Annotated in this window: 12 protein-coding genes and 1 pseudogene; 4 read left to right on the plus strand and 9 right to left on the minus strand. The window is 72.5% G+C overall.

Translation table 11 applies throughout. The annotated features are described in order from the left end of the window. Positions 1–3: 3 nt before the first annotated feature. The 5 genes and pseudogenes from QE359_RS15970 to manA form a co-directional block, all read right to left on the minus strand. Entirely contained in the window at positions 4–1407 is a 1404-nt protein-coding gene (locus tag QE359_RS15970) for a DUF5719 family protein (RefSeq protein ID WP_309779912.1), read from the minus strand. Then, positions 1404–4241 (minus strand): glycosyltransferase family 2 protein, encoded by a 2838-nt coding sequence (locus QE359_RS15975; protein ID WP_071303825.1) that lies wholly within the window; start codon positions 4239–4241, stop codon positions 1404–1406. The genes QE359_RS15970 and QE359_RS15975 overlap by 4 nt, the downstream gene beginning before the upstream one ends. A gap of 176 nt (positions 4242–4417) precedes the next feature. After that, positions 4418–4689, minus strand: a pseudogene (locus QE359_RS15980) (WhiB family transcriptional regulator). Positions 4690–4954: 265 nt separating this feature from the next. After that, positions 4955–5917: a UDP-glucose 4-epimerase GalE gene (gene galE, locus QE359_RS15985; protein ID WP_309779913.1), complete on the minus strand. Its 963-nt coding sequence runs from the start codon at positions 5915–5917 to the stop codon at positions 4955–4957. A 53-nt stretch (positions 5918–5970) separates the two neighbouring features. After that, positions 5971–7179, minus strand: a complete 1209-nt coding sequence (manA, locus tag QE359_RS15990; RefSeq protein ID WP_309779914.1) for a mannose-6-phosphate isomerase, class I — start codon at positions 7177–7179, stop codon at positions 5971–5973. A gap of 51 nt (positions 7180–7230) precedes the next feature. On the opposite strand from manA, the gene QE359_RS15995 reads away from it, so the two are divergent. Further along, positions 7231–8610, plus strand: a complete 1380-nt coding sequence (locus tag QE359_RS15995) for an O-antigen ligase family protein (RefSeq protein ID WP_309779915.1) — start codon at positions 7231–7233, stop codon at positions 8608–8610. A 37-nt stretch (positions 8611–8647) separates the two neighbouring features. On the opposite strand, the gene QE359_RS16000 is transcribed toward QE359_RS15995, so the two are convergent. Next, positions 8648–10039, minus strand: coding sequence for a hypothetical protein (locus tag QE359_RS16000; protein ID WP_309779916.1), 1392 nt, complete (start codon positions 10037–10039; stop codon positions 8648–8650). 175 nt (positions 10040–10214) lie between these two features. On the opposite strand from QE359_RS16000, the gene QE359_RS16005 reads away from it, so the two are divergent. Beyond that, complete coding sequence (locus tag QE359_RS16005; RefSeq protein ID WP_309779917.1) at positions 10215–11501, plus strand: exopolysaccharide production protein; 1287 nt, start codon at positions 10215–10217, stop codon at positions 11499–11501. Positions 11502–11873: 372 nt separating this feature from the next. Here the strand turns inward: QE359_RS16005 and QE359_RS16010 are convergent, their stop codons facing one another. Next, positions 11874–12008 carry a hypothetical protein gene (locus tag QE359_RS16010; protein ID WP_309779918.1) on the minus strand — a complete coding sequence of 45 codons (135 nt, stop codon included), beginning with the start codon at positions 12006–12008 and terminating at the stop codon, positions 11874–11876. Positions 12009–12088: 80 nt separating this feature from the next. Between QE359_RS16010 and QE359_RS16015 the strand changes: the two genes are divergently transcribed. Further along, entirely contained in the window at positions 12089–13471 is a 1383-nt protein-coding gene (locus QE359_RS16015) for a hypothetical protein (RefSeq protein WP_309779919.1), read from the plus strand. Positions 13472–13658: 187 nt separating this feature from the next. Here QE359_RS16015 and QE359_RS16020 read toward each other — a convergent pair whose 3' ends face one another. Both QE359_RS16020 and QE359_RS16025 read right to left on the minus strand, forming a co-directional pair. Continuing rightward, on the minus strand, positions 13659–14408 hold the full coding sequence (locus tag QE359_RS16020; RefSeq protein ID WP_309779920.1) for a polyprenol monophosphomannose synthase: 750 nt from the start codon (positions 14406–14408) through the stop codon (positions 13659–13661). Continuing rightward, positions 14405–16894, minus strand: a complete 2490-nt coding sequence (locus QE359_RS16025) for a glycosyltransferase (RefSeq protein WP_309779922.1) — start codon at positions 16892–16894, stop codon at positions 14405–14407. Before QE359_RS16025 ends, QE359_RS16020 begins: the two co-directional genes overlap by 4 nt. Before the next feature lie 136 nt (positions 16895–17030). Between QE359_RS16025 and QE359_RS16030 the strand changes: the two genes are divergently transcribed. After that, positions 17031–18329, plus strand: coding sequence for a glycosyltransferase (locus QE359_RS16030; RefSeq protein ID WP_309779924.1), 1299 nt, complete (start codon positions 17031–17033; stop codon positions 18327–18329). The last annotated feature ends 32 nt before the right edge of the window (positions 18330–18361 follow it).

Genomic DNA, 18361 nt, shown 5'->3' on the forward strand with positions numbered 1-18361 from the left:
GGCTCAGGGGTAGACCCGGACCGGCGTCGAGACCTCGGTCGCCGCCCGCACCGGGAACCCGGCGATGCCGTCGTCGCCCATGTAGGTCACCCCGGCGACGAGCCCCTCGGTCCCCTGCAGCTCGAGCTGCTTCGCGACCGGGACGACCACGGTGCGCACGCCACCGGCGACGACCTGCACGTCCTGCGTCTCGTTGCCGGAGCGGATCGTGACGTCGGCGTCGGAGCGCGTCGGGTTGACGAGCGTGAGGCGCTGGTTCTCACCGGGCGCGACCGCCGTGATGGTGGACTCGCCGAGCGGGTCGGCGGAGGCGAACCACCCGACGTCCGTGCGTCCGTCGTAGGTGGGCGTGGTCGTGCGGGCGCCGGCGACGAGCGGCTCGGTCGACGTGACGGTGAAGGCGTAGCGACCGTCCGGGAAGTCGTCGAGCGTGACGTCGGTGACGACACCGGGCTCGGCGGTGGCGTTCACGGTGGACCCGCCCCCGTCGGCGGTGGTGATGCCGAGGGTCACGCGGGCCGCCTTCGTGCCGGGCACGAACAGCCGGACGATGGGCGCGGCGTCGGCCGTGTCGTCGCCGCGCTGGGCCTCTTGGGCGCCGTCGAGGACCACGCCCGGGATGATCTGCGACGTCGAGGGCGCCGCACCGCCGGAGATGATGTCGAACCCACCGGGGGTGAGGGTGCGGACGATGGACTCCTGCATGTGGGCGACGATCTGGCCGCCGGAGGACTCGACGTGCACGACGGTCGAGCCCTGGTCGGAGACGAACCCGGACAGCGGGACGACCTTCTGGGTGTTCGGCGCGACGACGATGCCGGTCGTGCCAGGGGCGCTGACCGTGCCCGAACCGTCGTAGATCGACAGGTCGACGGTCGCGTTCACGTCGGTCGGGTTCGACAGCGTGACGAGGCTCGTGCGGCCGGTCTCGGTGGACCCGCCGACCAGCCAGGTGGACTGGCTCGGGTCGTCGCACGACGCGGCACCGACGCCGACGACGTCCCCGCTCGCGACGCTCTGGTAGCTGCTGCCGGCGACCTGCGGGGTGGTGTCCCCCGCCGGAGCGGTCAGGAGGCGCGGCTTGCTCCCGCCGGTCGCGGAGTCGTCGAGGCCGGAGCGCTCGACGCTCGACCCGGTGGTCGCGGTGGCGACGGTGGCCGAGCCGACGGTGCTCGCCTTCGTCGCGTCGTTGCCGGCGTCGTCCGAGAGCCGGAGCGCGTTGCCCGCGCAGACGCGCTCGGCGTCGGCCGGGACGGGTGTCACCGTCTTGCCCGCGGGACGACCCGGGTCGGTGTCGGTCCCGAGGGCGTGCGCCGCGGTGACGGCTCCGGCGGCGACCACGACGGCGATCGCGGTCGCCGTGCCGCGGACGACCCAGCGGCGGACGGAGGCGGGGGTACGGCTCATTCGTCGCGCTCCTCGTCGAAGGTGGTGGCGGGTTCCTCGGCCTCGATGACGTTCGAGGTGGCACGGCGTCGACGGGGCGCGGTGGGCACCGCCAGCAGTGCCGCGGCGCCGAACACGACCCCGAGGACCACCAGGTAGAGCACGTGCGTCGCCTGTGCCCCGGCCGACCCGGTGGACGGGCGGTCGACGTCGCCCTCGTAGTGGAACAGCTGCCCGCTCGTCGTCTCGCCGATGCTCGTGAACAGCGCGTTCTGACCGATCGCCCCGGCTGCACGGTCGTGGACCGCCTGCGCGGAGGAACCGTCGGGGGCGTCGTCGAGCAGGACGAAGCTCACGCCGAGCTGCCGCAGTGCGGGCTCGGGGTCGTACCCGCTCCGGCTCGCCAGGTTGCCGGCGAGGGTCGCGAGCTGCGCACCGGAACGGCTGAGCGTGAGCGCCGTCGAGTCGAGGGTGGTCTGGTCGTCGAGCGTCGAACCCTGCCCGCGTTCGAGCGACACCGCGAGCGAGCCGTCGTCCTGTGGGTCGACGACGAGCGTGCCGACGTCGGGGTTGGCCTGCGCCTCGGCGTTCACGTAGGCGCTGAGCACCCGGCCGGAGGTCGGCTGGATCACCGCGTTGCCGAGGTAGAACGCCCCGAACGCCGGTGCCACGGTGACGGCGGCGACCACGGTCGTCACGAGTCCCGCGACCGGGGCGATCCGCGGCAGCACGTCGATCCCGATGCAGGCGGCGGCGACGATGCCGAACCAGTACACGCTCAGCCCGCTTCCCGGCCAGATGATCGTGGTCGTGGACCCGACCCCGGTGACGGTGACGTGGGTGGCGGCGAACGCGGTGGCGAAGCCGGCCAGCGCGATGAGGAGCGTGGCTCCCGCGACGGCCCAACGGTGGCCGAGCATCGCACCGATGGCGGCGACGGCCACCGGGAGCGCGAGCACCGCCATGAGGACCGGCAGGATCCAGGCGGCGAGCGCGAGCCCGGACGTGGTGGGAAGCCAGCCGCTCCAGTCCGGCACCGGCTGGCCGATGGCCAGCTGGAAGGCCGAGGGTGCGCGGGTGGCCGAGGGCACGCCCGGGTCCGCGAAGACGGCGAGCACGTTGCCGCGGGCGACCTGCGCGAGCACGAGCGGCAGGAAGAGCACGGCTGCCGGCACCGGGATGAACACCCGACGGTGCGCACGACGCCACCCGACCGCGAGCGACACGAGCCAGCCGAGCAGCAGCACCGGCAGCAGCGACGGCGCCGAGGCCGCGATGACGGCGAAGAGCAGGGACGCGCCCGAGGCCCACGCCCACGAGCGGTGCGCCTCGAGCACGGCGAGGAACAGCCAGGGCAGGAGGACGTGCGCGATCACGGCGCCGAGGTGCCCGCTCGTGACGGCACCGACGAGCGTCGGGGCGATCGTGTACAGCGCCGCGCCGATCACCGGGACCCAGGTGCGGGTCGTCAGCTTCCGCACCGCGAACCAGGCGCCGAGCGCGGCGAGCGGGAACGCGACGAGCATCACGAGCACGACCGAGGTCGACGGCGACCAGAACGTGATCGAGCCGAGCACGGCGACGACCGCGGCGAACGGGTCGCTCGGCCCCGTGAACCCGGTGCCGATCGAGTGCCAGCCGTAGCCGACGTTCTGCCACAGCCGGGCGACGTCGGTGCTCAGCGGCAGGAGCCCGCCACCGGTCAGCGCCGGCGAGCCGAGCAGCGGGTACAGGGTCACGACGCTCAGGACCGCCGCGGCGAGGACGACCCAGATGCCGCCGTCGCCGAGGAACGACGCCCGGGCGATCGGTGCGTCCTCGACCCGGGCGAGCTCGACGTCGCGCGACGTGGTCCGCCGTTCGTGCACCCGGCGCCAGCTGACGCGGAGCGGCTCGACCGCCGCCCACCCGAGCTTCTTGCCGCGTGCGAGGACCCGGCGCGAGCGTCCGGTCCCGCCGCCGAAGGCGACCGAGAACGCCGCGGCGAGCTCGGCCCCGACCGCGGCCGGGTGCTTGGCGACGAGGTGCCCGATCGCGCGGCCGATCGCGAACGGCACGAGCGTGAGCCAGTGGATCCAGAGGACCCCGGCGGACGCGTAGGTCATCCGGCGGTGCAGCTGCGCCTGCCGGTGCATCCGGACGCGCCGCCCCTCGGAGACCCGCTTGCGCCCAAACTCCTCGATGGGCCCGGCGCTCGTCACGCGGGCCTCAGGGACGACGGCGACACGGTGTCCGGCGAGGCGCACGCGCACGCAGAAGTCGAGTGCGGCATCCACGTTCGGCAGGGCGGGGTCGAAGCCGCCGAGTTCGTTCCACACCGAGCGTCGGACGAGCATCCCGCCGGCGGCGACCGCCATCACGTCGGTGTTCCGGTCGTGCTGGCCCTGGTCGAGCTCGTCCTGCACGAGGACGATCGACCGGCCGAAGCGGGTCATGCTCTCGCCGAACGCCCGGAGCCGCGACGGGTCGTCGACGTCGACGAGCTTCGGCCCCGCGACGACCACGCTCGGCGCGATCTCGACCGCGGACAGGAGGTCGGCGAGGGCGGTGGGCGCCGGCGCGTTGTCGTGGCCGAGCAGCCAGAGCCACTCGTCGACGGGTTCGTCCGCGACCGCGGGCGGGGCCTCGCGTTCGCCGCGGGCGACCGCCTCGCCGAAGGGCCGGCCGGCCGGCAGGCGCAGGAGTTCGGCGGAGCCGCCGAACGAGAGGTCGGTGGTCGAACCGTCGGTCGACCCGAGGTCGACGACGACGAGGTTCTCGGGGTGACGGGTCTGGGCGGCGAGCGCGTCCAGGGTCCGGTCGAGGTGGTCCGCCCCGTTGGCGGCGACGAGGATCGCGGTGACTCTGGGCTGCATGACGGGCGTCACTCTACGGTCTGGAGGCGCGGCTCGGCCTGCGGACGGCGGCGCGCCGTGAACCTGTGGGAGCCATCAACGTGCGGTGCGCGCGAGGTGGGCGGATGGATGGCCCCGGCGCCCTCGTCGCAGGCTCCTCGGCGCACCTTCGCAGGGCGCTGGCGCGCCCTGACCGCTCAGGCGCGCTTGCGGAGCTTGCGGCGCTCGCGCTCGGACAGGCCGCCCCAGATGCCGAATCGCTCGTCGTTCTCGAGCGCGTACTCGAGGCACTGCGCGCCCGGACCTCGCACGAGGTGCAGATCTTCTTGGCCTCGCGCGTCGACCCGCCCTTCTCGGGGAAGAACGCCTCGGGGTCGGTCTGCGCGCAGAGCGAGTCCACCTGCCAGGCGAGCGGGTTCTCCTCGTCGTCGGTCTCCGGACGCCGGACACCCGGGACGCCGAGCGACACGGGGTCGACGTGCCAGTCCTCCGGTACTCCGGCGTGGAAGTCGGAACCGTTCACCCTGATCACCCCTGACGTCTCGATAACGGGACCACAACGATCGCTGTCGTTGCCTGTAATTACAGCGGTGTCATTCGCGAGAGTCAAGTCGCGGATCATAGAAGGCACTGACGGTTCCGGCGTGTCATGTCCCCCGTACGGGCGTGTCGCGGCCGGTCTGTCGGAGTTTCGGGGGACAACTGACGCCCCCTCAGCCGGCCGCGACGGCCCGTCAGCCGATGCGGCGCCGGGCTTCCCAGGCGCTCGTGACCATCTCGTCGAGCGTGTGGCGCATCGCCCAGTCGAGGTCACGCGCAGCCGCTTCGCCCGTCGCGACGATCCGCGCGGGGTCACCGGCGCGTCGCGGCGCGATCTCGGGCTCGAACGCGATGCCGGTGCCCTTCGCCATGGCGTCCATGATCTGCCGGACGCTGACCCCGTCGCCGCTGCCGAGGTTGTACGCGCGCTCGAGGGTCTGGCCCGCCTCGAGCTTCTGCGCGGCGACCGCGTGCGAGTGCGCGAGGTCGGCGACGTGGATGTAGTCCCGCACGCAGGTGCCGTCGGGCGTGGCGTAGTCGTCGCCGTTGATCCGCGGCGTGCGACCGGCGAGCAGGGCGTCGAAGACGAGCGGGAAGAGGTTGTGCGGGCTGGCGTCGTACAGGTCCGGCTCCCCCGACCCGACGACGTTGAAGTAGCGCAGCGACGTCGTGGTGAAGCCCGCGGCGACCTCCATGTCGCGCAGCAGCCACTCACCGATGAGCTTCGACTCGCCGTAGGGCGACTCCGGCGCCTTCGGGGTGTCCTCGACCACGGTGTCGACGTCCGGCGTGCCGTAGACGGCGGCGCTCGACGAGAACACCGCCTTGGTGACGCCGTTCTCCGCCATCGCCCGGAGGAGCGTCGCCATGCCGGTGACGTTCTGCTCGTAGGTGTGCAGCGGTCGCTCGACCGACACCCCCGCGTACTTGAAGCCCGCGACGTGCACCACACCGGTGACGGCGTGCTCGCGCAGCGTCCGGGCCACCAGCGCACCGTCGAGGATCGTGCCCTCGACGAACGGCACGTCCTCGGGCACGAACGCCCGGAAGCCGCTCGAGAGGTCGTCGAACGCGACGGTGTCGATGCCCGCCGCACGCAGTGCTCGGACGACGTGGGACCCGATGTACCCGGCGCCGCCGGTGACCAGCCAACTCATGCTGGCCACGCTAGCGGAACCGGCGCGGCGTCAGACCGCCACGCGCTGCGGGTTCACGCACCCGTCGCGATGAAGACCGTCGACGCCAGACCGCTGCCGTTGTCGGCCTCGACCGTGACGTCGCCCTCGTCGGGGGTGATGTAGCAGGACTCCCCCTGGCGCAGCAGCGTCGCGGACTGCGCCCCGACGAGCGTCACCGCACCCGCCGTGCAGATCGCGATCGAGGGGCCGCGCAGCGGCGCGACCCCGCCGGAGGCCAGGCCAACCGGGCGTCCGTCCCCCGTGACGCGGAGCAGCGCGAACCCGACGCCGTCCGGCGCGAAGCGCTCGACGCCGGCGGCGACCGACTCGGGGGCCAGGACGGGTGCCGGGTACGCGGTGAAGTCGAGGACGTGCAGCAGCTCCGGGACGTCGACGTGCTTCGGCGTGAGGCCGCCGCGCAGGACGTTGTCGGAGGGGGCCATGAGCTCGATGCCGAGCCCGTCGAGGTAGGCGTGGATGTTGCCGGCCGGCAGGTACATCGCCTCACCCGCGGCGAGTGTCACGCGGTGCATGAGCAGGGACACCACGATGCCGGGGTCGCCCGGGTAGCTCGTGCCGAGGTCGCGCACGGTCGCGGTGTTCGGGGTGACGGCGTCGTCGGGCAGCGCGGCGGCGAGGTCGCTCACGGCCTGTACGACGGCCTGCGCCGAGGAGTCGCCGGTCTCGAGCCACCGCACCGTGTCCTCGAGCCCGCGCTGCAGGTGCACGACCAGGGGGCCGAGCCGACCGGACCCGGCGTCGAGCGTCTCGACGTCGGCGAGCGTCTCGGCCACCGGGCGGAAGCCGCTCAGCGCCTCGAAGCGTTCGCTGAGCGCCACGACGAGCTCGGGCTTCGGGAACGGGTCCTTGTAGTTGCGGGCCGGGTCGTCGATCGGGACACCCGCCGCTTCCTCGCGCTCGAACCCCTCGCGCGCCTGCTCGGGTGTCGGGTGCGCCTGCAGCGAGAGCGGGGCGGCGGCCGCGAGGACCTTCAGCAGGAACGGGAGCCCCGTGCGGTCCGGTCCGAGGGCGTCCCGGGGCTCCGCGGTGATCCAGTCGAGCAGCGTGTCCGCGCCGCCGACCATCGCCGGGTTCACGACGACGCTCGGGCTGCCCGGGTGCGCGCCGAGCCAGAGTTCGGCCTGCGGTGCGCCGGTGACGGTCCGGCCGAGGAGCTCGGGGATGGCCGTGACGGATCCCCAGGCGTAGTCGCGGGGCGTGTTCGTGATGCCGAGGAACATGCGCACGAGCCTATCGGCGGTCGACGTGCGCTCCCCGGGTACCCTGGCGTCGTGACGAACACCTGGCCGTTGGCGCGCGGATCCGTGCCCGAGCGCGAGGCGTTCGCATTCGGCGCGACGATCCTGTTCGTGCTCTTCGCCGGTGACGCCGTGCCGAACACGCTCACGTGGGTCGGGGCGGGACTGCTCTGGGCGGCCGCCGGGGTCTGGGCCACGACGATCATCGTCCGGGCCCGCCCGCCGCTCACCCGGACACCGCGTGCGCTCTGGCTCTTCCTCGCCTGGTGCCTGGTGTCCGTCGTGTGGTCGCACTGGCGGTTCGCGACGATCTCGAGCCTCGCGGTCCAGGTCATCTGCGCGGGCGCGGCCTTCGCGATCGCCTCGACCCTGACGTGGCGGCGGATCACCGACGCGCTGAGCCTCGCGCTGCGCTGGGTCCTGATGGGGTCGCTGCTCTTCGAGGCCTTCGTCGCGGTCGTCCTCCGACACCCGATCGCACCGGCGTGGACGGACTACGGCGACCGGAAGATCCCGGACGCCTTCTACTTCTCACGCGCCGAGCTCTTCACCGGCGGGCGCATCCAGGGCCTCCCCGGCAACGCGAACCTGCTCGCGATGGTCGCGCTCCTCGCCGTGATCGCCGTCGCCGTCCAGTACGCCGAGGGGCGACTCCGACGCAACCGCGCGATCGGCTGGACCGTCGTGGCCCTCGTCGTCCTCGCACTCACCCGCTCCTCGACCGTGCTGGCCGCCGGGCTCGTCGTCCTCGTCGCGCTCGCCGTCGCGCTCTGGATCCGCCGGGTCCCGACCGAACGACGGACACCGCGCTACCTCGCCGTCGCCGTCGGGGCCGTGGTCGTCGCCGTGCTCGGGTTCCTCGCCCGCGGCCAGGTGTCCGAGCTGCTCGGCAAGGGTTCGGACGCGACCGGCCGCGGCGTGATCTGGGAGCGGGTCATCGGGCTCATCCAGGAGCACACCGTCGTCGGCTGGGGCTGGATCGGCTACTGGTGGCCGGGCATCCCGACCCTCGCGGACCTCGCGCACCGCAAGGGCGTGACCTACCTGCAGGCGCACGACGCCTACCTCGACGTGTGGATGCAGACCGGTGTCATCGGACTGGCGGTCTTCGTGGTCTACGTGGTCACGACCCTCAGCCGGTCCTGGGCCTCGGCGACCCGGATCGGCTACGACGCGTCGCTCTCCCCCCGTCCGTTCGACCCGGTGTCGCTCCTGCCGCTGCTCGTCGTCGTGGCGCTGCTCGTGCAGTCGGTCGCCGAGTCCCGACTGCTCTACCAGGGCAACTGGGTCCTGTTCGCCCTCATCGCGATCAAGACCCGGATCGTGCTCGTCGGCGAGGAGCCGGTGTCCGCCGGTGACGGTCCCCGCACGCCCCCGGCCCGCCGCGAGTTCCGGACGCCCGCGCGCCGCTGACCCGAGCCCGCCCCGGCCTCCGGCACCGGTCCCGTCGTCACGGCCACTCGACCAGACGGTCGCACGGCACCGCGGCCCGCCACGGCGCGGTCCGGAGCACGACGGACGGCAGCGTCGGGTCGGCGCGACAGGCCTCGGCGGCCGCGGGGACCTGCGCGGACCAGACCGGGCCGGCGCTCCGCCGGGTCGCCCCCGGAGCGGCGTTCCAGGCGGCGGCGACGACCACCGCGGCGACCACGCACCACGCGAGCACGACCGCCACCAGCCGACCCGCGGCCGCCGACCGGCCGACTGCCGGACCGGACCGACCCGCACCGGCTCGACCCGCGCCTCCTGGCAGCCCCACCGACCCGATGACCACGGACGCCGCCACCACCGCTCCCGACACGAGCAGCAACCCGGACGCTGCCGCGTACCGCTGCGGCCCCGCCGCCAGCGCGGCCGGCCCGAGACCCACCCAGTCCTGCACCGCCGACCCGTTCGCCACCAGCGCTGCCCACCACACCACGACGGAGCCTCCGGCCAGGGCGACCACGACCCACCGCGCACGCCCCCGGCCGAGCACCACGGCCGTCACGAGCACGACCACCAGCAGCACGGTCGGCAGGACGACCACGCCCCACCCGTGCGCGTGCACCGTCTCCGCGACGACACCGACCCGACGGTCCCACGCGCCCCCGAGCGGCTGCAGCAGGTACCCGGCGAGCACGTCGGAGGCGCCCGGGTCGCCCGGCCGGGACGCTCGCGGGTCCGTGAGCGCCGTCGCGACCTGCACCGCGCCGGCCACCACCGCCGCCAGGGTGACCGGCAGCGGGCGGAGGTCCACCCGTCCCGTCGCCGTGCGTCGCAGCGGGAGCCAGGCGACCAGCAGGAGCGGGAGGAACAGCGTCGCCTGGACCTCGCTCAGCACGCCGATGGCCGTGACCACGGCGAGCGCCACCGCTCCCCACCACGTCCGGGCACGGTTCGTGTACAGCCACGGCACCAGGACGAGCACGTACCAGTGCAGGTTCGCCGCGGTGCCGCTGATCTCGACGGGGGCGAGCGGCAGGAAGACGGGGACCGCGGCGAGCAGGACCCGGAGCGGCCACGGCCGGACGACGTCGCCGGACAGCAGGAACACGAGCGCGCAGACGACCCCGACGACCAGGCAGGACATGCCCGACACCGCGACCGCGTACCGCTCGACGGGCAGGAGCCAGGCGAGGTCGACGACGACGCGCGGGACGAGGTGGCGGTACCCGGCGTACGGCTCCAGGACGGCGCCGGGGCCGAGTGCGAGCCGCTCGCGGAGGAACACCCCGCCGTCCTCGGCCCACACCGTCCCGCGGGTCACCGGGCCGAGCCGCCACCAGGCCACGGCCGTGGCGGACCCACCGACGACCGCAGCGACCGTCGGTGCGCCGTACAGCCGCCACCCGCGCGCCATGGTGCCGCGATCGTACCGCCGACATCGCGGATCGTGGATATCCGCGCGGGGGCGCACCCGTCGTGTCGCGGACGTCCGGGGCACGCCGATCGGGGCCGCCGCCGGGCACGACGCCGGGGCGTCCACCTGCCGACGAGGCCGGATGGGCCAAGATGGTGAGGTGACGGACGGCCGGGTGACCAGACGCGTGCTCGCGCGACGGTACCTGTCGGCGTGGATCGGGTTCTCCGCGGGCGGCCGGTTCAGCCAGGCACTCGCGACCGTGATCGTGCTCTTCGCGTTCGCGCAACCCACGGTGACCGCGCTCGTCGGTCGCGCCGGTGTGTGGGCCGTGCTCGTCACGCTGTTCGTCCTCGCCGGCCTGAGCCTGCTCGGGCAGCGCTACCGGATCGAGTGGCACGGGGTGCTCCCCCTCTCGCTCCTGGCGTTCGTCGGGTACTGCGCGTTGAGCGTCCTCTGGAGCGAGTACTCGTGGGTGGCGCTCCGGGGGCTGGTCGGCACCGTCTGCTTCATCGGGCTCGGGCTCTACCTCGCGCTCGGCCGCGACCTGGTGCAGGTCATCCGGGCCTCCGGCGACGCCTTCCGGATCCTGCTCGTGGTCGCGCTCGGCCTCGAGGTCCTGTCCGGCCTCGTCCTCGACACCCCGATCCCGGCGTTCGGCATCCAGGGCAACATCGCGTACGGCGGCCCGATCCAGGGCATCGGCGGGACCCGCAACTTCATGGGCTTCATCGCCGCGATGGCGCTGGTGACGTTCGTGGTCGAATTCCTCACCCGCTCGGTGACGATGTGGCGTGCGATCGGCTCGACCGCCCTCGCCGTCATCGCCCTGATGCTCGTGCAGTCCCCCATCACCGGGCTCGCGATGATCGCCCTGGCCGTGACCGCCCTCGCGCTGTGGTCGCTCCGGCACGCCCGACCGACGACCCGGCCGGTGGTGAACGGCGTGCTCGGCGGGGCGGTCCTGCTCATGATCGGCCTCGGCATCGTCGCCCGGCACCGGGTCCTCGCCGAGATCGGTGCGGCCGGGGGCACGGCGACCCGGGTGGACCTCTGGGCGCAGATCCGCGTGTTCGTGAGCCAGTTCCCGATCCAGGGCTGGGGCTGGGTCGGCACGTGGCCGCACGAGGCCGTGGTGCCCTACGTGACGTTCATCGACCCGGCCGGGCAGCGGTTCACGTCGGGCCTCAACGCGTTCGTCGACGCCTGGCTGCAGATCGGGCTCGCGGGCACGATCATCCTCGCGGTGACGGCGCTGCTCGCGTTCGCGCGGGCCTGGGTCACGGCGACGACGTTCCCGGGGGTCGCCTACGTGTGGCCGGCGGCGGTGCTGGTGCTGCTGGGCGTCACGAGTGCGGCGGAGAGCTACCTGCTGCACGGGGCCGGGCTGATGGTGTTCGTCGCCGTCCTCGTGATCGCCGCACGGCGGCGGTCGTGGCGGCGGCACCTGCCGCGCGGCTGAGCGACTGTGTCGGAGTGCACAGGTGTGCTCCGCGATCCCCGATCCGTTGCATCGTGCACCTAGACTGCCGGAGACCGTCAGGGGGCGGTCCACGAACCTGGGGAAGAACCACATGCGCCTGCACCGACGCCTCGCACTCGCCCTGACCACCGCGCTCGTCGCCACCGCCGTCGCCGTCGTCGCACCGGTCCCGACCGCGCAGGCCGCGGCGCCGACGACCGGCCGGTACACGCCGATCGACACGACCCGCGTCTGGTCGGGCGCCTTGACGACGTCGCCGAAGGTGGTGAAGATCGCCGGGAACGCGGGGGTCCCCACGAACGCCACGGCCGTCGTCGTCAACGTCGAGGTCGCCAAGCCCACCGCGGCCGGCTACGTCCGCGTCACCCCCGCGGGCAAGGACGCCACCGTCGCGACGCAGGACTTCGCCGCCGGCCAGACGATCGCGAACCTCGTCACCGTGCGGCTCGTGAACGGCTCGATCCAGGCGAAGCTCTCGAAGGGCACGGCGAGGCGGGTACTTCGACGTCGCCGGGTACTACGCCGACGGCTCCGGTGCCACCTACACCCCGCTCGACGCCGCGCGGGTGTTCGGCGCCACCGTGGGCACCACGCCGACGCAGGTGCCCCTCGCCGGCCGCGCCGGGATCCCCGCCGACGCGACCGCCGTCGCCGTGAACGTGCAGGTCAGCAACCCGACGGTCGCCGGGTACGTCCGCGTCACCACGGCCGGGCAGGACCCCTCGGTCGTGACGCAGCTCTACTCGGCTGGTCAGGCGCTGTCGAACCTCGCGATCGTGAAGCTCTCCGACGACGGTGCCGCCCAGGTGAAGCTCTCGAAGGGCTCGGGCACGGTCTACATGGACGTCGCCGGCTACTACTCGAACTCGTCCACCGGCTCGGTGTTCGTCCCGATCGACACCACCCGTGCGTTCGCCGGCTCGGTGTCCGCGACCGCGGGGACCATCCGACTGTCCGGCGTCGCCGGCGTCCCCGGGACCGCCACGGCCGTCGTCGCGAACGCCGAGACGACGAAGCCCACCGCGGCCGCGTACCTCCGCGTGACGCCCGCGGGCCAGGACCCCCAGGTCGCGACGCAGGTGTTCGACGCCGGCACCTCGGTCGCGAACCTCGTCGTCGCGAAGGTCACCGGGTCGAGCGTCGACCGCCGGGTGCAGGCGAAGGTGTCGAAGGGGTCCGCGCAGCTGCACCTCGACGTCGCGGGGTACTTCCTCGACGGGTCGAGCGGTTCCGGCTTCGGGGCCGACGTCTCGTGGCCGCAGTGTGACAAGGCGCTCGTGTCGAACGTCGCTTTCGGTGTGGTCGGTGTGAACGGCAACCTCGTCAACAACGACAACCGCTGCTTCACGGAACAGCTGACGTGGGCGAAGAACTCGTCGGGCGGCACGTCGCAGCCGAAGGCTCAGCTCTACATGCTCGCCGCAAACCCCGGATCGCAAGCTTCGGTCTGGCCGTCGACTGATAAGGATCCGTCGGGACAGACCATCAAGCATCCGTACAATCCGTGCACTGGTGGCTTCGACGCGGGATGCTCCTGGATGTACGGCTACGCACGTGCATACGAAGCAACGCACACTCGCGGCGTCGTCGGGCCGCAGACCTACCGCTGGTGGATCGACGTCGAGAAGGCTGATGACGGGACCGGACCCACCTGGCAGAAGGACCAGACGCAGAACCGCGCCGACATCGAGGGCATGGTCGCCGCGCTCAAGGCCGCGGGCGTGTCGACGATCGGCATCTACTCGACGGGGTACCAGTTCGGGCAGATCGTGGGGACCGTCCCGTCGACCTCGACGCTCCGCGGGCTGCCGAGCTGGATCGCGGTGGGCAACGACGGCGTCGCGGCGGCGCAGAAGGCGTGCTCGGCGGGCGGCCTCACCGCGGGCAGCCAGGTGCGGATGGCCCAGTACGTCGTGGGGAACCAGGACTACAACGTGAGCTGCGTCTGAGACGCATCCCCTGCACGGACGGGAGGCGCGGTGCCAGCTGGCACCGCGCCTCCCGTCTGTCCGTAGCTCCGTTCTTCCCAGAACAGGTGCGATCCCTTGCAGGAACGGGCGTACCGGGTCAGAACTTTCCAGCAGGTACGCGCGAAAGCACCAGGTGCGAGGCGTGGGGCGCGGGGCGCGGCTCGCGTCAGCGACGTGCGCCGCGTCGGCGACCGAAGCGCCGCTGCAGGCCCCACTGGGTGGTGCGGAGCATCGCCTCGAGCACGATGGAACGACTCATCTTCGAGACGCCGTGCACCCGGTCACGGAACCGGATCGGGACCTCGACGATGCGGCCGCCGAGGTCGTCCACCCGCAACGTCATGTCGACCTGGAAGCAGTACCCCTTCGAGTCGATCGAGTCGAGGTCCATCCGGGCGATCGCGTCGGCGCGGTAGACCCGGAAGCCCGCGGTGACGTCCCGCACGCCGATGCCGAGCACGAACCGGGCGTAGGTGTTCGCGCCGCGGCTGAGGACCTCGCGGTGGAGCGGCCAGTCGACCACCGACCCACCGGGGACCCACCGCGACCCGATCGCGAGCAGGACGTCGTCGGCGCCGTCGACCGCGGCCACGAGTGCCGGGAGCCGGTCGGCCGGGTGCGAGCCGTCTGCGTCCATCTCGACGAGCAGCGGGTACCCGCGTTCGAGCCCCCACCGGAAGCCGGCGACGTAGGCCGTCCCGAGGCCGAGCTTGCCGGAACGCTCGAGCAGGTGCACCCGCTCGTCCGCGGCGGCGAGCTGCCGCACGAGGTCACCCGTGCCGTCGGGGCTCGCGTCGTCGACGACGAGCAGGTGTGCGTCCGGCAGCGCGCCCAGGACGGCTGCGGCGATCGTGCGGACGTTCTCGGCCTCGTTGTAGGTCGGGACGATGACGAGCGCCGTGGCGCCCGCGGTCACCGGTTCTGCAGCCGACGCTTGATCTTGCCCGCGACGGTCCGCGGGCCCTCGGTCCGGAAGTAGTGCACGGCGCGACCGAGGTCGTGGCGGACGCCGTAGAGCTTCTTGCGGTCCGGGACGCGCACGCGCATGGCGTGCGGCTGGATCGTCGACGAAGTGTCGCGGACGCTCTTGTCGGCCGCGCGGATCGGGTTCCGGCAAAATTCGACGAGCGGGGCGAGGACGTTCTCCCACGTGAACTGCTCGCGCACGCGGTCGACGTTGCCGATGAACTCGGCGCGGGCCTTCTTGTCGAAGAGCGCCGTCTCGAGCGCTGCGGCCAGGCCGTCGATGTCCTGCTCGTGCACGGCGATGCCGAGCTTCTCCTCGGCGACGAGGTCACCGAAGGAGTCACCGGCGGTCGTGACGATCGGCAGGCGTGCCCACAGGTAGTCGAGGATCCGGGTGCGGAACGAGAACGTGGTCTCGAGGTGCTCGTAGTGCGTCGAGACGCCGGCGTCGGCCTCGAGCAGGTAGGCGCCGCGTTCCTCGTACGGGATCCACGCGTCGTTGAAGAACACGTTCTTGCCGGTCAGCCCGAGCGCGTCGGCCTCGGCGCGCACCTTGGCGACGATGTCCATCTCGGGCACGTCCGGGTTCGGGTGCTGCACGCCCATGAAGAAGAGCTTGACGCTCGGCTTCTTCGCGGCGAGCCGGCCGATGGCGCGGACGAGCGTGATCGGGTCGAACCAGTCGTAGATGCCGCCGCCCCAGACGACGAGCTTGTCGTTCTTCCCGATGCCGGGGACGACGCCCTTGACCCGCTGCTGGTCGTGCACCGGCGGCGTCGACGACAGGCCGAACGGCACGACGCCGATGAGCGAGCGGAGGTCGGGGTCGCGCGAGTACGTCCGGGCGTTCACACGACCCGAGCCGGCGAGCTGGCCGAGCCAGAACATGCGCTGCCGCTCGGAGGCGCAGATGAAGTAGTCGCCGAGTTCGAGCTGGTGGTTCAGGGTGTCCGACGCGTCGAGGATCTGCCGGTTCCACTGGTCGACGTCGTCGCTGCGGCCCTGCTCGAGCTGCTCGAGGTGCAGCGGGTCGTAGACGTCGACGACGAGGATCTTGCTCGTCGACTCGAGCACCGGGAACAGGCGGAGCGCGTGGCCCTGCACGATGATGACGTCGGCCCAGGCCTCGTGCTCGACCATCTGGCGCGGGTGGCGGTGCGGCACGGTGACGACCTCGTACGAGGGGTCGATCTGCGACGAGCGCGTGAGGCTGATGACCCGGACGTCGTGCTCGCCGGCGAGCTGCTTCGCCATCTGGGTCGCACGGATCGCCGGACCGGCCATCTTCTCGCCGATGGAGTCGCCGGTGATGATGAGGACGCGACGCCGGGTGCCGACCTCGAGCACGCCGAGGGAGTGCACGATCTTGTCGTAACCGGCCAGGTAGTTCTCGATCGGGTACGCGGGCTCGTCGCGGTTGCCGAAGAGGCGCAGGAGCTCGCGGTCGCTGCGCACGCGGGTCGCCTGGATCTGCCGACGCGACTCGGTCATCGACGGCAGCTGCTCGACGAACTGGTCGACGCCGTAGATGCCCGCCATCGCCGTCTTCGGCACGGGGATCGTCGGGACGCTGTCGTCGCCGGGGTTGCGGAGGTCGAGCTCGGTCGAGTCGAGTTCGCCACGACCGACGGCGCGACGGACGACGAGCGCGAGCGACCCGGGCAGGGCCGCTGCGAGCTGCTCGTCACCGAGGTTCTTGTAGAGCGTGAAGAGGGCGTTCCGCTCGAGGAGGTAGGTCTCGCGGAAGTCGCCGAACTTGTTCATCGACGCGTGGTGCTTGTGGAACGCGACGGACTTCGGCTGGTACCGGAAGCGCCAGCCGAGCAGGTTGAGCCGCCAGCCGAGGTCGACGTCCTCGTAGAACATGAAGTAGCGGTCGTCGAAGCCGTCGAGCTGCTCGAAGAGCTCCGCCCGGATGAACATCGCCGCGCCGGTGCCGAACAGCACGTCGGTCTCGGACTCCCAGCGCCCGGTGTCCGGCGAGCCCGCGAACGGCTTGTAGCCCATGCCGTACCAGGTCATCGCGGCCTCGGTGAAGTCGACGTTGACGCCTTCCCAGTCGAGGACCTTCGACGCCACGGCACCGATGTCCGCGCCGGAGGCGAACGTCGCCATGGCCTCGCGCACCCAGCCGGTGTCGGGTCGGGCGTCGTTGTTGAGGAACGCCACGATCTCGCCGGAGGACTTCTCGACGCCGAGGTTGCAGCCGCCCGTGAAGCCGAGGTTCGCACCGGCGTCGACGAGCGTGAAGTCGAGCTCCGACGCCTTCAGCCGACCGAGGTGCTCGGGGCCGGAACCGTTCTCGACGACGATGACCTCGAGCCGATCCTGCGGCCAGTCCTGCTTGCGGAGCTCCGCGATGCTCGTCAGGGTGTCGTCCGTGCCCTTGTAGTTCACGAGGATGACGGACACGACTCCCGGCTTGCGCTCTGTCACGCGGTTCCTCCAGCAGCTGCCGCGCACCTGGCGCGGGTCGACGGGTCGGCCGCGGGGTGCCGACGGCCGATGACACCCTACAAGGCGCGCGCCCGCGCTCCCCTGTGATCAGCGCCGATTCGTGCAGAATGGCTCGGTGACCGCGACCAGCATCCCGACCGCTCCCACGTCTTCCCCCCTCGCCGCGGACTACGCCGCGATCGCCGCGGGCGACCACGCCGAGGGGCCGCGCGGGACCGTCCGGTTCGCGGTGTCGACGGACGACCCGGCCGAGGGCAAGGGCGACCTCTACGTCGCGCTCGGGCTGGCACGGGCGCTGCGGGACGCCGGGTGGGGCGTCGCGATGTGGCCGATCACCCGCTGGGCCGACCCGGTCCCGGACGACACCGCCGTCGTGGTCGTGATGATCGAGTCCTTCGTGCCGGGCCGGGTGCCGCCGTCCACCGCCCTCGTTGCCTGGGTGCGCAACTGGACGGCGAAGTGGGCGGCCCTACCGTACCTCGACGAGTTCGAGGCGATCTGGACGTCGTCGAGCACCGCACGCGACGCCGTCGCCGCGCACTACGACGGCCCGGTCGAGGTCGTGCCGATCGGCGTCGACCTCGAGCTCTTCACGACCGACCCGGGTACCCCGCGAAGCGACCGTGCGGTGGCGACCGTGAACTTCTGGGGCGTCCGCCGCCACGTGCAGGACGTCCTCGACGACGTCCGTCCGGCCGAGCCGATCGTCTGGTTCGCCGCGAACGCCGAGCACGTCGACCCGTCCCCCGGCGTCGAGCTGCGGCCGATGGTCCCCTACTTCGCGCTCCCCGAGGTCTACCGGTCGGCGGCCTTCGTCGTCGACGACGTCATCGCGCCCGCCGCCGAGTACGGCACGTTGAACTCCCGCCTCTACGAGTCGCTCGCGTCCGGGGCGCTCCCCGTGACGGACTGCGCGCTCGGACTCGACGAGCTCGGCCTCGGCGAGGTCCCCGTGTTCGAGGACGCCGCGTCCCTCGAGCGGGCGCTCGCGATGCCCGCCGGCGAGCGGACGGCGCTGGTCGAACGGCTGCGCGCCGTCGTGGTCGAGCGACACTCCTTCGCGGCGCGTGCGGAACAGGTGCGCCCGGTCCTCGAGGCGGCCATCGAGCACGCCCGGTCCCGCACCGGCAGCCGCTCCCCGTTCCTCCGCTGGGCGACGAACGAGCGCGAGGTCCTGCGGGTCGCCGAGCTCGAGCGCGACGTGCACCTGCAGGGCGTCCGCGACATCAACGAGCGGCTCGTCGTGGCCGAGCAGGCGGTGGCGTCGTTCGACGCCGCGCGTCGGCGTGCGGAGGAGGAGCGCGACACGATCGCTCTGCGGTACGACGAGCTCACCCGGTCGGCCGAGTACCGCCTGCTGCACCGCTTCGGCGGTCTGGCGCGCGCCGTGCGCCGCGGCACCGGACGCGGCTGAGCCGACCACGGACGAGACGGGAGGCGCCCCAC

The sequence above is a fragment of the Curtobacterium sp. SORGH_AS_0776 genome (assembly GCF_031453355.1).
GTDB lineage: Bacteria > Actinomycetota > Actinomycetes > Actinomycetales > Microbacteriaceae > Curtobacterium.

Excerpts from the sequence above, each read along its gene's own strand:
- QE359_RS15970 (WP_309779912.1), bottom strand. The coding sequence starts at position 1,407 with ATGAGCCGTACCCCCGCCTCCGTCCGCCGCTGGGTCGTCCGCGGCACG.
- QE359_RS15975 (WP_071303825.1), bottom strand. The coding sequence starts at position 4,241 with ATGCAGCCCAGAGTCACCGCGATCCTCGTCGCCGCCAACGGGGCGGAC.
- galE (WP_309779913.1), bottom strand. The coding sequence starts at position 5,917 with ATGAGTTGGCTGGTCACCGGCGGCGCCGGGTACATCGGGTCCCACGTC.
- manA (WP_309779914.1), bottom strand. The coding sequence starts at position 7,179 with ATGTTCCTCGGCATCACGAACACGCCCCGCGACTACGCCTGGGGATCC.
- QE359_RS16000 (WP_309779916.1), bottom strand. The coding sequence starts at position 10,039 with ATGGCGCGCGGGTGGCGGCTGTACGGCGCACCGACGGTCGCTGCGGTC.